This is a genomic window from Acinetobacter lwoffii (assembly GCF_024129435.1).
GTDB lineage: Bacteria > Pseudomonadota > Gammaproteobacteria > Pseudomonadales > Moraxellaceae > Acinetobacter > Acinetobacter lwoffii_F.
The window spans coordinates 129,650-144,421 of record NZ_JAMXXN010000006.1; the positions used below are offsets into that span (position 1 = coordinate 129,650).

Sequence of the window (14,772 nt, forward strand, 5' to 3'; positions counted from 1 at the left end):
GCACGTCATGGTGCAATTGTGAAGGCCCTCAAGTGAGGGCTGCACAGCTCATTCGATTACGACGAATGTGAGGATAGGGATATACGTAAAAGTTATTTAGATTTTCTCGTCTTCTCGTAGACTTTATCAATATCAACCAGATCCATAATGTAATTAAGCTCTGGATGAAATTGCTTAATATGATCAGAGATTAATAATTTTATATCTAGCTTAACAGGGAGATTATCATGCTCTAAAAGTAAAATATCAAAAAATTTCCTTACAAAAGTAGAGAAATTTTCATTTATTATTTTTACTTCATTGTCCCGAATTTGCCTATTCAAAAAAGAGAGATTAGTAATAATTTGGGAGTGTAAAACCTTTATCTCAGAAATATTATTTTTGGGATATTGTTGCATCAATTGCATAATTTGAACCATTAAATTAGATGAATCATAAGCAGTATTTCTTATGAACACCATTCTCTCTTGTTCTTTCCAATCATTAAACAGTCTTGAGGCAATATAGGCCGCCAGCAAGGTTGTAATCCCACCGAAAAAACTCCCTGTAATACCCCAAGCATCTTTCAATGAGTCGGGCGAGCCTTTGTAATCAATAATAATCCAAGTAAAAGCAAGCACAAATAATGTGGCTACAAATGCAATAGCAATTGTATTTACAACAATGCTCTTAGTACTATTCATTCCTTCCACCCATCCACAATATCAGCCCAATCCTGCATCATTTTTATTTCTCGACATGCTTATCATCAATCAAATACTGTCCAAAACTATCTATCCAGCCTTGAATAGATGCTTCCCACACATAAGTACGAGTTTTAAGTTTCTTCACCAGGGTAAGATCCCTAATTCCAAAATGCGTACTTCCTTCCGGTAATTCATCCCAATCTACCTTTCCATTCTCAGTAAACCAGTCTTCCCAAGCTAATTGAATATCATGAGCCACAAATCGACTATTAGAATTATCCCAGGCGAATGGATTATTACTATTCAACTTATTCACATGCAGACGTTTAAAATATTTATTGTTCTGATGGATCTCAATAAACAGATCTAAATGTTTTTTGATGAAATCAAATTCAACATTAATTACGCCCTCATCTTCAAAAGCATCACTCTTATCAACCAATGCCATGTAGCGCTGTTTCTTACTCCATTCCTTGTAATAACTATTATAGTTATCTTCTGCAACACGGATTGCTTCCTCAAATTCCAATCGAATGCCACGTTTTTTAAGATTCACATATCGCTTCAAGGTATTCCATGACTCATGAAGGGTAATAGTCTGCAACTGGGGAATGGTAAAGCCATCTTCTGCATAACGTGTTGCAGCCTCATGGCGTAAATCATGGAATCTTAAATCACTAATACCACATGCATTACACGCCCGGGTAAAGTATGTAGACACGGTACGGGTATTCACTGGAATTAAAATATTCTTGTCATATCCCAAGGCAAGCATTCGATCCCGGACTTCTGGCTTCATAAACTCATCAATCATATTGATGGCTCTTGGTTCCATGTGAGCATACTTATGATTACCCAAGGATCCATTCGGATTTTTAGCATCTCTGACTAACCACTGACTATTCAGATCATCGTAATCATCCAGGCGCAATGAACACAGCTCATCTTCACGGCGGGCAGTGTAGAGTGCAAACCACATAATCAGATGCATCGGCGTTGAGTTCTTGACCCGTTTCCAGCTTTTATAGAAATAGTTGGTCAGCATTTGAAGTTCTTCCGCCGTAGGCAAGCGGTCACGCTGTTTGGATCTGGTCACGATGCGAGACTTCTGTAAACCAATCATGGCTTTTTCAAATTCGATTAGCACAGTCTCTAAGGGTTCGCCCCATACAAACTCTGCATGAACGATAACAGCCTTGATATGGCTTAAGTCCTTTAAGATGGTGGCAGGTGCAACACCGTCAGTTCCTTTAACTGGATCGCCTTTTCTTCGCATAATTGCATAATCAGAAAAGTCTTGTCGTGTTAAAGAATAGATATTCTTCTCAGAAATATCTAAACTAGCGATGTGCTGTAGTGCTCCTGTTTTTGTCCTGGCAAAGCTGTCTGCTTCTTCCAAATACTGAAAAATGAACTCCCTGAGCGTTTTGTGCTTTATTTGCACCGCCGGATTCAACATTTTTTCAGGGTGCAATTCGATTTCTGCTTCCGTGCGTTTGATCCAGTCCTCAGCTAATGATTTTTTGCTGAAGGTTTTTGATTGTTTGAATTCAGGGTAGCCTTGACGTTGTACACGGACTTGAGCTCTATACCGGGTTGTGCCGTCTTTTGTTTGTCGCTTAGTGACTGTTCCCATGAATTTGCACCATTAAAATATTGGGGTGCAAGTAGGGTGCAATCAAAGGACACTAAAAGTCAATACGAAGCGACTAAACGAAGTTAAACGAGGTTAAAGATTTTGAGCAAAAACAATGTAATTGAAGAATTGTTTGGAAGATCAATAGATAGGAAGCTTTGGGTGGCCCCCATGGCAGGTGTGACCGATCGTCCGTTTAGAACCTTGTGCAAATACTTTGGTGCAGGCCATGCGGTCAGTGAAATGATGACATCTGACAAAACTTTGCGCATGAGTAAAAAGAGCTTATATCGTGCCAATTTTGATGGAGAGCTGGCACCGATTTCAGCGCAGATTGCTGGTTCAGATCCCCATGATCTGGCTGAAGCGGCACGTTATCAGGTGGCCAATGGTGCGCAAATTGTTGATATTAATATGGGCTGCCCAGCCAAAAAGGTCTGTAACCGACTCGCCGGTTCTGCTTTATTGCAGGATGAAGATCTAGTTGCGCGTATTCTGGATGCAGTTGTGGCTGCAGTTGATGTGCCAGTGACCTTAAAAACCCGTCTGGGTTATTTGAACGGTCAGGAAAATATTATGCGTGTCGCTAAACGTGCTGAACAAGCCGGAATTGCAGCGCTAGCTTTACATGGCCGTACCCGTGAAGATATGTACCTGAATACCGCGCGTTATTCTTTAATCAAAGACGTAAAGGAAATGTTGAAGATTCCTGTGATTGCCAACGGTGATATCGACAGTCCGGAAAAAGCCAAATACGTGCTGGATTATACCGGTGCAGACGCAATTATGATTGGTCGTGCAGCACAAGGTCGCCCCTGGATTTTTCGTGAAATTGCCCATTATTTAAAAACTGGTCAACATCTTGACGCACCAAGTATTACAGAAGTTAAAGATGTACTGCTGGGACATTTGACAGAATTATACGAATTTTACGGCGAGTATTCCGGCTGCCGAATTTCCCGTAAACATATTGCCTGGTACACCAAAGGACTGCGTTCCAGTAACGAGTTTCGTCAAAGCATGTATCAGGTAGAAAATACCGCTGACCAGTATCGTGTGGTAGAAGATTATTTTAATGCACTGCTAGAACATGGTTTAACCATGACTGATGTACAGGTCGAGCAGGTGAATTTACTGGAAACCAAGTAATGACGGGCAAAATTCAGCGAATCATGTAATATTTTTTGCATGAAATCCCTACCTTTTTTATCTTGAGCAGGCTGATTTTTGCATTTTGTTTACACTTCAGCCTGTCTAATACATAGCAGCACAGTTTGTTCACTTAAACTGGACAGGACTTGGACATTGCTTACTCAAGCTTCCTCTATGATGAACCTATCCAGATATAAAGATGAACCTATCCAGATATAAAGATGAACCTATCCAGATATAAAGATGAACCTATCCAGATATAAACCAGATGTGATCCATCTTGTTTATCGTCATCATTGAGGGAGATCTGTAATGACAAATACCAATCGTCCAGTCACAGAGTTTAGCCATAAAACGTCAACGGAATTGCCACAAGAACGCAGTGAAGGCCTGAATATCAATCCGACTGATACTAATGCACGTCCAGATTTGAATACACCCGTGAAAGATAATCCTCGTGTTCCAGACATGAATGAAGGTGAAGATAATCTGGCTGCGACCAGTGCCGGTACTTTGGGTGGAGCTGCGGTAGGCGCAGTTGCAGGTCTGGTAGGTGGCCCTCCAGGTGCAGTGGTGGGTGGTATTATCGGTGGTGTTGTTGGCGGTATTGCAGGTAATGACATTGCGACACCTGATCATGAGAAACAGGCAGATAATTACCAGCACCCAGAGAACTTTCCTGAGGCAGATAACTATCGACATCCAGATCATTTGAGTGCAGAAGATAATTACTGGAGAGATGAGTATCATAATCGCCCGTATTTCAATGAAACGCGTAGCACATATGGCGATCTAGATTATGATCGTGATTATCGCGGTGCTTATCGGGTCGGTTATGAAAACCGTCCGATGTATGAGCATGATACGGATTTTGATCGTGCCGAACCTGAACTGCGTACCAAGTGGGAACAGTTAAAAGGTGAGTCCCGCCTCAATTGGGAAGAAGCTAAATTTGCAGTTAAAGATGCCTGGCATCGTGTCACACGCTAATTCTAAATAAACTAAAAACCTCTCCATGTGAGAGGTTTTCTTATGATTCAATGATTAAAGATGCTTCATTTCCAGTACGAGCTGGTTAATCAAATCGGAAGCTTCCATTTCACGAATCTGCGCCATATTTGAACCTGCCCAGAATGCGCCATACCCTTGATCCCCATGTTTGGCAGCAGCAGCATGTAATTGCTTGGCCAGATCATAAGTATATGGATAAGCGGGAACATCCAGCCGATCGGGTGTATCCACCTCAATATGCCAGTGGTTAATAATGCCACGTGCAGGACGACCGGAAATACTGGCACTCACCTGAGTGAGTGGCTTGGAAAATAAGGCTTTACGATAGGCATCATTGGCATTAGAAGATTTACACTGCACAAATGCAGTCCCAAGTTGCACGGCATCTGCACCGAAATCCATCATTTGACGCGCTTGCTCACCCGTCATAATCCCGCCTGCCGCTACAATCGGCAAGGAAGAATGCTGTTTGATCAGCTTCACCAGATTGGAGGTTTTGACTGAAGCATCAAACTTGGTGCTAAAAATCCCGCGATGGCCACCAGCCTCAATACCCTGCGCAATAATGATATCAATTCCGGCTGCTTCAATAGCTTTAGCTTCGGCAAAATTGGTGGCAGACACCATGGTCAGAATCCCGGCCTGTTTTAAGGCTTGAATCTGATGCGGATGCGGAATCCCAAAATGAAAGCTGACTGCTCGCGGTTTGGTTTCTAATACCAGATTCAGGAAGTTATCATTGTCTTTAAAACTCGGATAAATGCATTCCAAATGATCCGGTGCCTGAGCGCCATATTCGGCAAATTTATCTTTAAATTGTGCAATCCATGCCTGCGCTACAGCCTCATCTACAGGTACACTCTCATGACAGAAAAAATTAACCTGAAAAGGGCAATCTGTCAGTTCCTGGGTCTTTAAAATCTGTTCTTGTGCAGCCTCGATACTGCTGGCCCCCAGACCCAGTGAACCCAAGCCGCCCTGATTGGACACTTCGGCAGCAAGCTCAGGTGTAGAGACACCTGCCATCGGTGCCAAGAAAATAGGGTGTTTAATTCCGAGATTTTCTAATAAAGACATAGATTTGCTCCTTGTTATGCTTTTACTTTGCCTTTGAGCACAAAATTAAGCAAATCATATTGGTTATTTTATTTTGAAATACTGCAGCATGGGTTACGTGTTATTTACATTTCTTGCGACACGCTACGTCGCCAAAAAGATAGAACTTTTATTAGCCTAGAATTGAACACTTTATAATAGCCTTTTGGTCACATATTCTCTGAGCTCATGTCTGATCGTATCCGTGAAAAACTGCAAATTTTAGCCGATGCTGCCAAGTATGATGTGTCGTGCTCATCCAGCGGTAGCAACCGTAAAAATAAAGACAAGGGTGTGGGCAATACCGGGAATGGCATCTGTCATAGTTATACCGAAGATGGCCGCTGTGTTTCCTTGCTGAAAATTCTGTTCTCTAATGTCTGTATTTTTGACTGTTCCTATTGTGTTTCGCGCCGTTCCAATGATGTCCAGCGTGCAGCATTTACCGTGCAGGAAGTCGTCGATCTGACCATGAACTTTTATCGGCGTAATTATATTGAGGGTTTGTTTCTCAGTTCGGGGATTTTTAAATCGGCCGATCACACCATGGAACGGATGCTGCAGGTGGTCAAAAAACTTAGACTCGAAGAAAACTTTAATGGCTATATCCATCTGAAAACTATTCCGGGTGCATCACAGGAGATCATTACCGAAGCTGGACTGTATGTCGATCGTATGAGTATTAATCTGGAAATGCCGACGGAAGCGGGACTGCAAAAATTTGCGCCTGAGAAAACCCATGCTGAAGTACAAAAAGACTTAGGCATTGTGCGTGACCGGTTGATCCAGCTCAAAGATGAACGCAAGCTGATCAAGTCCGTTCCAAAATTTGTACCTGCCGGACAAACCACACAGATGGTGGTGGGCGCGCATAGTGAAACCGATCAGGACATTATTTTGATGGCTGATCGGCATTATAAGGAATTCAAGCTGAAACGGGTGTATTTCTCTGGTTATATTCCGATTAACCCTGAAGAGAAAGCCTTACCCGCCATCGGCTCAGCACCACCATTATTAAGAGAAAATCGTCTGTATCAATCCGACTGGCTAATGCGTTTTTATGGCTTTGCTGCTGATGAAATTGTCGATGAGCAGCATCCGAATCTGGAGCTGGATATTGATCCCAAACTCAGTTGGGCCTTGCGTCATCCTGAAGCCTTTCCAGTCGATATTAACCGTGCCGACTATAAAATGATTCTACGGGTACCCGGTATAGGTGTACGTTCTGCCCAGAAAATTGTACAGGCCCGCCGTTTTGGACAGATTCATATTGACCAGCTAAAACGCATGGGCGTGGCTTATAACCGGGCGCAGCATTTTATCCGCTGTGCAGATACACCGAAATTTAAGAAAGATCAGCAGTCCCATCAGATTCGCCAGCAAATTTTGATGTCAGGACAATCCAAATATCAGCAGCAACTTTCACCTCAATTAGGATTGGGTTTCTAGTGGCAAGTTACTGTTTTGATGGCAGCATGACTGGTCTGCTCAGTTGTGTATTTCGTGCTTTCGAGTTTAAAGAATTTAACGTGATAGTGACGGCCAATCCTCAAGCACAAACAGGTTTATTTGATGAATTTATCCATGTGGCCTCTAATGATCAGCATGGGCAGCGGGTGTGGCAGGGATTAAAGCAGAAAGTATCTTCCAGCAGTTTGCGTGCTTTTTACTATACGTTTTTGTCAGAGCAGGAAGCAGCGTTCCAGACTCTTTTTGATTTTGCAGTCTATGTCTTTCAAAACCAGCGTCCAGTCGATAAAGATTATGGTCATACTGCGGTGATCGGCATGTCGCAATGTGCCAAGCAAGTGGGGCGGGAAAAGCATCGTATGGAGGCTTTTGTACGCTTTAAAAAAGCCAAAGATGGTTTGTTTCTGAGTCTGGTCAGACCGGATTTTAATGTCTTGCCGATTATTTCCCGACATTTTCAGGAGCGTTATCAGGATCAAAGCTGGCTGATTTATGACGAGCAGCGTAATTACGGTATTTATTATGATTTAAGGCAGATGCATCAGGTCGAGATGAACGCTGAAATAATTGATCCACAAATCCGGATTGGTCATAGTCAGTCATTCAGTATTGAACTGGATGATCAAGAGCTGCTATATGATCAGCTCTGGAAAGATTATTTCAACAGTGTGAATATTCAGGCGCGCAAGAACATGAAATTGCATATTCAATATGTGCCAAAGCGCTACTGGCGTTATATGAATGAGAAAATACTTTAAACAGTACATCAAACTGCTTTCAGGCATAATAAGTGTTGGTATATTTAAATTGAGTGTATAAACATGAAGGTATGGCTAACGTCATTAGCGCTGCTCACTGGATTAACTGCATGTTCGGAACAACCACAAAAACCGGTCGTAGATCCAGTCAAATATCAGGTTCAGACTGCAGAGGAACTGCAGCAACGTTTTGATGCACTCAATGTCCAGTTAGCCCAAGACTTTCAGAAATTTAAGAAAGTCGAAAGCATTGCTTTCGCGCACCAGTTTCCTTTAGATGTCAATAATCTGCAAAGCTTGAACCAGCATCTTGTCAGCAGTACTGCATTAAAACCCAGTAAAATCGCCTATTGCAATATGATGAATAGTTATTTTTCCGATATGTACCGTTTGGGACATTACAATCTGAAACTGGTCGATGACATTAAATTGCCCAATGCCAAGAATGAAAATTTAAAAGCTAATTTCTCTGATGCTGATCATTTTTATACCTTTATTCTGGATCGTTATACGACTTATCGTCAGGTTCAGCAGACCATGGGTTATGGCTGTAATTTAAAAGCTGCGCTGTAAATCCTAAAGCCAGAAAAAAGCCCATCACAGATGGGCTTTTTTGATTTTAAGCATTAGCAACCGGTTAGTTTTTCAGGCTGCGGTTTCTCATCCGGGAAGAAGATTGGACGAAGTTTTACCCCAATGCCATTGCCGATAAAGGCAAACACCAGCCACAACCAGCCATGCAGACTACCAGAGGCAATCCCACTGAAATATGCGCCGATATTACACCCATAAGCTAAGCGTGCGCCGTAGCCCAGCATTATGCCACCTACAACAGCAGCAATCAGTGAACGTTTTGGAATATTGAAATTCGGCGCAAATTTACCTGCCAAACTTGCTGCCAACAAAGCACCCAGCATGATACCGAAGTTCATCATTGAGGTAATATCAAACCATAATGATTCTGCCAGTGCTTTAGCATTGCCTGCTTTTTGCCAATAATCCCAAGAAGCTACATCAACACCCACAAGCGTAGCACCTTTGGCACCCCAAACTGCCAGTGCAGAAGTCACGCCCCAAGGACGACCTGCCAGTGCCAAAGTGGCAAAGTTGAGTAAGGTCAGAATAATGCCGCCCCAAATCAGAGGCCATGGACCACGAACAAAGCGCTTCCAGCCCTGATATTCACTGCGTGGCTCAATTTCGAGACTACCGTGACGTTTCTTTTCGAAATAAACTGTTGCTGCAGCAATGATGGCAAAAACGATAAAGCTCAACAGCAATCCAGGGAGAACGCCTAAACTTTCTACCAGTGAAATAGGCTCAAGATGTGGCAGGGCAAACCACCAGTCAAGGTGGGAGGTCGCAATCACAGACCCGATACAGAAGAACAAGAGCGTCACCAGCATACGTGCACTACCGCCACCTACGGTATACAGGGTACCTGATGCACAACCGCCACCGAGCTGCATACCGATACCGAAAATAAAGGCACCAATCATGACTGACATGGAAACAGGGTTAACATTGCCTTTGACTGGGTTGCCGAACAATTCACCTGCACCTAAAGCGGGGAAGAACAGTAAAACTGCCAGCGCCAGCATAATCATCTGCGCACGTAAACCACGGCCGCGACGTTCCTTGATAAAGACACGCCAGCTCGAAGTAAAACCAAATGAAGCATGGTACAGGGTCATGCCCAGTGCACCACCAACCAAAAATAATAGGGCCTGATTTAAGCCTACGATTTGATAGGCACCGATTGTACCTATGATAAGCAAAATAAAAGCTGCCCAGACCGAAATATTCGACCGTTGGGAAGCAGCAACAATGACTGACATGGGAGATTAAATTTTAAAAATAAAGGCTGGTATTCTACTGAATTTCAGTTTAAATGCAGCCCGTTTTGCCGATTGAATCACAATTAAGTCATTCTAATACTTGATAAGTTTTATCAGTTTATCTGATTTTATCCACTCACTTAGATAAAAAATTGATCCCATCAACAAATAATGCAATTTCAATTTAGATCATTCGATATTTAAAATCATCTCTGATAAAAAAGCCTGCAATCGCAGGCTTTTAAACATCAAACTGAATGCTAAAATCAGTTTTCAGCTTTTTCCCGAACTTCTCCGGCACCTTCTTCAACTGCCGCTGCAGTTGCTGCAGTTGCTTTACGTGCTGCTTCCGCAGTGGCATCTGCTGCTCTAGACGTTGCAGCAGCTGCTTCGTCCGCTGCCTGAGCAGTATTTTCTGCGGCATTATCCATTGCTCGTTCGGTTTCTACCGCAGCCTCACGGCTGGCATCTTCCATATCATGACCGGCTTGATTGGCTGCATTTTTTAAATGCTCACCTGTGGTTGCGCCGGTTTCAGGCGCTTCTTCTTTACTACAGCCGACTAAGGCAACAGTGGTCGCCAAACCTAAAGCAATTAGTAATTTATTCATCGAGTAATATCCTTTTGTTGTTGTAGAGCTGCAATCTAATTTAGCAGCCATTTATTTAGATTTATGCTAGCAAATAGATCAACATTTGTTGATTAACTGTAACTTTTTTCGATACTTATACTGTAATGGCTCAGTCGGAAGTTGTTTTAAGTTTCATGGAATAGTGATATTCACAGAGAGGGAAGTCTTAATAGTATCATTCGATAGGCAGGTTATAGTATGAAGCTTGGCATTTAAATATTTGTCATCACGACCTAGAGATAATTCTAAAGATGAAGAAATGAAAGACATAAAAAAAGCCCGCATGATGCAGGCTTTTTTTAAGAAAAACTTATAGACCAGCAGACGCTTTAAGCGCTTCCACTTTGTCAGTTTTTTCCCAGGTAAATGCAGTATCTGAACCTTCACGACCGAAGTGACCATAAGCAGCAGTTTGCTTATACATCGGCTGGATCAGGTCAAGCATACGGGTAATGCCATATGGACGTAAGTCGAAATGTTCACGAACCAGTGCAATAATCAATTCTTCAGAGACTTTTGCAGTATTGAAGGTATTGATTGAAATTGAAGTTGGCTCAGCAACACCAATCGCGTAAGACACCTGAATCTCACACTTGTCAGCCAAGCCAGCAGCAACGATGTTTTTCGCCACATAACGACCTGCATACGCAGCAGAGCGGTCAACTTTAGATGGATCTTTACCAGAGAAAGCACCACCGCCGTGACGTGCCATACCGCCGTAGGTATCTACGATAATTTTACGGCCAGTCAAACCACAGTCACCCACAGGACCACCGATCACAAACATACCCGTTGGGTTGATGTGGAATTTGGTGTCCGCATGGAACATGTCAGCAGGAATGATTTTCTTCACAATCTCTTCAATCACAGCTTCTTTCAGGTTCGCTTGAGTGATTTCAGAATCATGTTGAGTCGAAAGAACGACTGCATCTAAACGAACTGGTACGCCATTTTCATAAGCAAACGTTACCTGGCTTTTTGCATCTGGGCGTAACCATGGCAAGGTGCCATTACGGCGTAATTCAGCCTGCTTTTCCATCAAGCGATGCGCATATGAAATCGGCGCAGGCATTAATACATCAGTCTCGCGGCTGGCGTAACCGAACATTAAACCTTGGTCGCCGGCACCCTGATCTTCAGGTTTCTGGCGGTCGACACCTTGAGCAATTTCAGGTGACTGTTTACCAATCATGTTGATCACGGCACAGGTTGAACCATCAAAACCAAGATCAGAATGGTGATAACCAATTCCGTTTACGGTATGACGTACAATTGCCTCAAAATCAACATTTGCTGTCGTTGTGATTTCACCGGCAAGTACAACCGCACCTGTTTTTACAAGCGTTTCACAAGCAACCCGTGCATATGGGTCTTCTTTTAAGATTGCATCCAAAATAGCGTCACTGATTTGGTCAGCCATTTTATCTGGATGGCCTTCGCTTACAGATTCCGAAGTAAATACAGCGTACTCGCGCATAGTCCTATCACAGTTAATTTTAAAGACCCGATATGTTACATCGAGTTGCGCTCTAGGACTAGCTTAACACGACAAAATTGGTCGAAATTGTTTCAAATTATTGTGTTTTTAATTGATTAATAGAATTAAAAAAATTGATATGTCTATTTAGACAGCATTATTGATTGGGGAATATGAAGCAACAATATTTTAATCCGTCAGACTGTCAGAAAATTAAATGCTTAGATTTCCGATTAAATCTTAAAAAAATAGACGATAGAAAAAATACAAAGCTCAAAATTCAAAATTTACTTAAGCAAGTGATCATTACATCAATAAAGCAGATTCAGGCTGTGCGCCTTGCGACCAAATGTCTTGTTGATGTTCGGTTCATATTAGCGCTAAGTCTTCCACATTAGCTGGTTAGGAATGGCGACATCTTTTGCTATGGACTTCTTGGAGCAAGACTGTAAGGAGATCAGAAATCATGTATCAAAAGGCATTTACCCTGATTGAAGTGCTGATCGTGCTCATCATTATCGCGATTTTAGTGACGATGGCTTTTATGAGTTATCAAGCTTATGTCGTGCGTAATCAATTGGCCGAAGTGTTTGAACAGGCTGGAGCATATCGAACCCAGTTTATTGCTTCGGATCAGCACTGTGATGCCGGACGCCAGATTGGTGGGCATGGTCAATATATCGAAAAAGTCATTATTAATGCCGCTTGCCGGATAGAGTTCAAGATACGAGAGCAGGGAGTCGATATGGCCATTCGCGGGAAATCAGTCGCTTTTGAAATGCAGGATAATTCAATCTGTAAACCAGTAGAGCGAATCAAAGCCGAAGAAGAAATGTGGAATAATTGTACGATAAGGCAAGAGACACTCAATAAACTGATAAATATTGTTGGTTAGTCTTTACCCCTCGCTGTTTTTTTAAGACAATAGACAGCAGTTTTGAAAGTCTTTTCATCATTTCCTATTTCTGAATATTTTGGACTCTGATTTATGACAACCCCGCTTAATGAACGTCGTATTGCAAACGCAATTCGTGTATTGGCAATGGATGCTGTGCAAAAAGCAAACTCAGGACATCCAGGTGCTCCAATGGGGATGGCAGATATCGCTGATGTGGTTTGGCGTGAATTCATGAACCACAACCCGACCAACCCGAATTGGGCAAACCGTGACCGTTTTGTATTGTCAAATGGCCATGGCTCTATGCTTCAATATGCGCTTCTTCATTTAACGGGCTACGATCTTTCGATTGAAGATCTAAAAGCATTCCGTCAACTTCATTCTAAAACACCTGGTCACCCGGAATTGGGCTATGCGCCAGGAATTGAAACGACGACTGGTCCTTTAGGTCAAGGCATCGCGAATGCTGTTGGTTTTGCACTGGCTGAAAAAACCCTAGCTGCACAATTTAACAAAGACGATATCCAAGTTGTAGATCACTTCACTTACTGCTTCCTTGGCGATGGCTGTTTGATGGAAGGTGTTTCTCACGAAGCATGTTCTTTGGCAGGAACATTGGGTCTGGGCAAATTGATTGCTTACTATGACGACAATGGCATCTCGATTGATGGCGAAGTGGAAGGCTGGTTCTCTGACAATACAGAACAACGCTTCCTGGCGTACGGCTGGCAAGTGATTAAAGTTGATGGCCACGATGCAGATGCAATCCGTCAGGCAACTTTAGAAGCTAAAGCTGAAACTGCTAAACCAACCATCATTATTTGTAAAACTGTGATTGGTCTAGGTTCACCAAACAAGCAAGGTAAAGAAGACAGTCATGGTGCACCACTCGGTCATGACGAAATCGTCTTGACTCGTGAAGCACTAGGCTGGACTGATGAAGCATTTGTAATTCCTGAAGATGTTTACGCAGCTTGGGATGCGAAAGCTAAAGGTGCTGAATCAGAAGCAGCTTGGAACGAAACATTTGCTGCTTATGCTGCAAAATATCCAACTGAAGCCGCTGAATTTAAACGTCGTTTATCTGGTGAATTACCGGCTGACTTCGTTGCAAAAGCGGATGCCTATATTGCAGAAGTGAATGCCAAAGCTGAAACAATTGCAACGCGTAAAGCCAGCCAAAATGCATTGCAAGCACTTGTTCCATTATTGCCAGAAGTTCTAGGTGGTTCTGCGGATCTTGCAGGTTCTAACCTGACCCTTTGGAAAGGCGCGCAAGGCGTACAGGACAATCCGGCAGGTAACTACGTACACTATGGCGTACGTGAATTCGGTATGACTGCAATCGCGAATGGTGTTGCACTGCATGGCGGGTTCATCCCTTATGTAGCAACATTCCTGATGTTTATGGAATATGCACGTAATGCGGTACGTATGTCTGCATTAATGAAACAGCGCGTGATCCATGTGTATACGCATGACTCAATTGGTCTGGGTGAAGATGGCCCAACGCATCAACCTGTTGAGCAGATCGCATCCCTTCGTGGTACACCAAACCTAAATACATGGCGCCCATGTGACACCGTTGAAGCAGCAATTTCTTGGAAATCTGCATTAACGCGTGCTGAAGGTCCAACCGCATTGATCTTCTCTCGTCAGAACTTGCCATTCCAAACCCGTACTCAAGCTCAAATTGAGAACGCTGCGAAAGGTGGCTATGTATTGGCTGAAGAAAAAGGCGAATTGAAAGCCATCATCATTGCAACTGGTTCTGAAGTATCTCTGGCAATGGAAGCTTATGCACAGCTTGAAGGCGTGCGTGTCGTGTCTATGCCATGTGCTGAAGAATTCATGAAGCAAGATGCAGCTTATCGTGAAGCGGTTCTTCCATCAAATATTCGTGCACGTGTTGCTGTTGAGGCTGCACATGTTGATTACTGGTGGAAATTTGTGGGTCTTGATGGTCGCGTAATCGGTATGACAACGTATGGCGAATCTGCACCTGCAAAAGATCTGTTCCAGTTCTTCGGTATTACTACTGAAGCAGTTGTAGCAGCTATAAAAGAGATTACTGCATAATCAACTGATTAAGCAGTTTTTTAAAAGACGCTCCATTTTT

Annotated in this window: 13 protein-coding genes; 7 read left to right on the forward strand and 6 right to left on the reverse strand. The window is 42.9% G+C overall.

Features of this window, described 5'->3' with window-relative positions:
- Positions 1–92: 92 nt before the first annotated feature.
- The gene (locus NI455_RS06105; protein WP_253113046.1) at positions 93–683 is read right to left on the reverse strand and encodes a hypothetical protein; all 591 of its coding nucleotides are present in this window, start codon (positions 681–683) and stop codon (positions 93–95) included.
- Positions 684–726: 43 nt separating this feature from the next.
- Entirely contained in the window at positions 727–2,322 is a 1,596-nt protein-coding gene (locus NI455_RS06110) for a tyrosine-type recombinase/integrase (RefSeq protein ID WP_074382893.1), read from the reverse strand.
- A 129-nt stretch (positions 2,323–2,451) separates the two neighbouring features.
- On the opposite strand from NI455_RS06110, the gene dusB reads away from it, so the two are divergent.
- Entirely contained in the window at positions 2,452–3,471 is a 1,020-nt protein-coding gene (gene dusB, locus NI455_RS06115; protein ID WP_265596861.1) for a tRNA dihydrouridine synthase DusB, read from the forward strand.
- Positions 3,472–3,786: 315 nt separating this feature from the next.
- Positions 3,787–4,464, forward strand: coding sequence for a hypothetical protein (locus NI455_RS06120; protein ID WP_253113048.1), 678 nt, complete (start codon positions 3,787–3,789; stop codon positions 4,462–4,464).
- Positions 4,465–4,518: 54 nt separating this feature from the next.
- On the opposite strand, the gene NI455_RS06125 is transcribed toward NI455_RS06120, so the two are convergent.
- Positions 4,519–5,562, reverse strand: a complete 1,044-nt coding sequence (locus NI455_RS06125) for an NAD(P)H-dependent flavin oxidoreductase (RefSeq protein ID WP_253113050.1) — start codon at positions 5,560–5,562, stop codon at positions 4,519–4,521.
- A 207-nt stretch (positions 5,563–5,769) separates the two neighbouring features.
- Between NI455_RS06125 and NI455_RS06130 the strand changes: the two genes are divergently transcribed.
- The 3 genes from NI455_RS06130 to NI455_RS06140 all read left to right on the forward strand — a co-directional run bounded on the left by NI455_RS06130 (position 5,770) and on the right by NI455_RS06140 (position 8,381).
- Positions 5,770–7,029: a putative DNA modification/repair radical SAM protein gene (locus tag NI455_RS06130; protein ID WP_253113053.1), complete on the forward strand. Its 1,260-nt coding sequence runs from the start codon at positions 5,770–5,772 to the stop codon at positions 7,027–7,029.
- Entirely contained in the window at positions 7,029–7,808 is a 780-nt protein-coding gene (locus NI455_RS06135) for a TIGR03915 family putative DNA repair protein (RefSeq protein WP_253113055.1), read from the forward strand. Before NI455_RS06130 ends, NI455_RS06135 begins: the two co-directional genes overlap by 1 nt.
- Positions 7,809–7,871: 63 nt before the next feature.
- A complete protein-coding gene (locus NI455_RS06140) occupies positions 7,872–8,381 on the forward strand; it encodes a hypothetical protein (protein WP_253113057.1) in 510 nt (169 codons plus the stop codon).
- 53 nt (positions 8,382–8,434) lie between these two features.
- On the opposite strand, the gene NI455_RS06145 is transcribed toward NI455_RS06140, so the two are convergent.
- From NI455_RS06145 to metK, 3 genes are all read right to left on the reverse strand, one after another.
- Positions 8,435–9,646 carry a YeeE/YedE family protein gene (locus NI455_RS06145; protein ID WP_005107247.1) on the reverse strand — a complete coding sequence of 404 codons (1,212 nt, stop codon included), beginning with the start codon at positions 9,644–9,646 and terminating at the stop codon, positions 8,435–8,437.
- Between the two features lie 266 nt (positions 9,647–9,912).
- Positions 9,913–10,257, reverse strand: a complete 345-nt coding sequence (locus tag NI455_RS06150) for a hypothetical protein (protein WP_253113058.1) — start codon at positions 10,255–10,257, stop codon at positions 9,913–9,915.
- Between the two features lie 331 nt (positions 10,258–10,588).
- Positions 10,589–11,755: a methionine adenosyltransferase gene (metK, locus tag NI455_RS06155; RefSeq protein ID WP_004279972.1), complete on the reverse strand. Its 1,167-nt coding sequence runs from the start codon at positions 11,753–11,755 to the stop codon at positions 10,589–10,591.
- 466 nt (positions 11,756–12,221) lie between these two features.
- Between metK and NI455_RS06160 the strand changes: the two genes are divergently transcribed.
- Entirely contained in the window at positions 12,222–12,650 is a 429-nt protein-coding gene (locus NI455_RS06160; RefSeq protein WP_253113060.1) for a prepilin-type N-terminal cleavage/methylation domain-containing protein, read from the forward strand.
- A gap of 93 nt (positions 12,651–12,743) precedes the next feature.
- Positions 12,744–14,732, forward strand: a complete 1,989-nt coding sequence (gene tkt / locus NI455_RS06165) for a transketolase (RefSeq protein ID WP_253113062.1) — start codon at positions 12,744–12,746, stop codon at positions 14,730–14,732.
- The last annotated feature ends 40 nt before the right edge of the window (positions 14,733–14,772 follow it).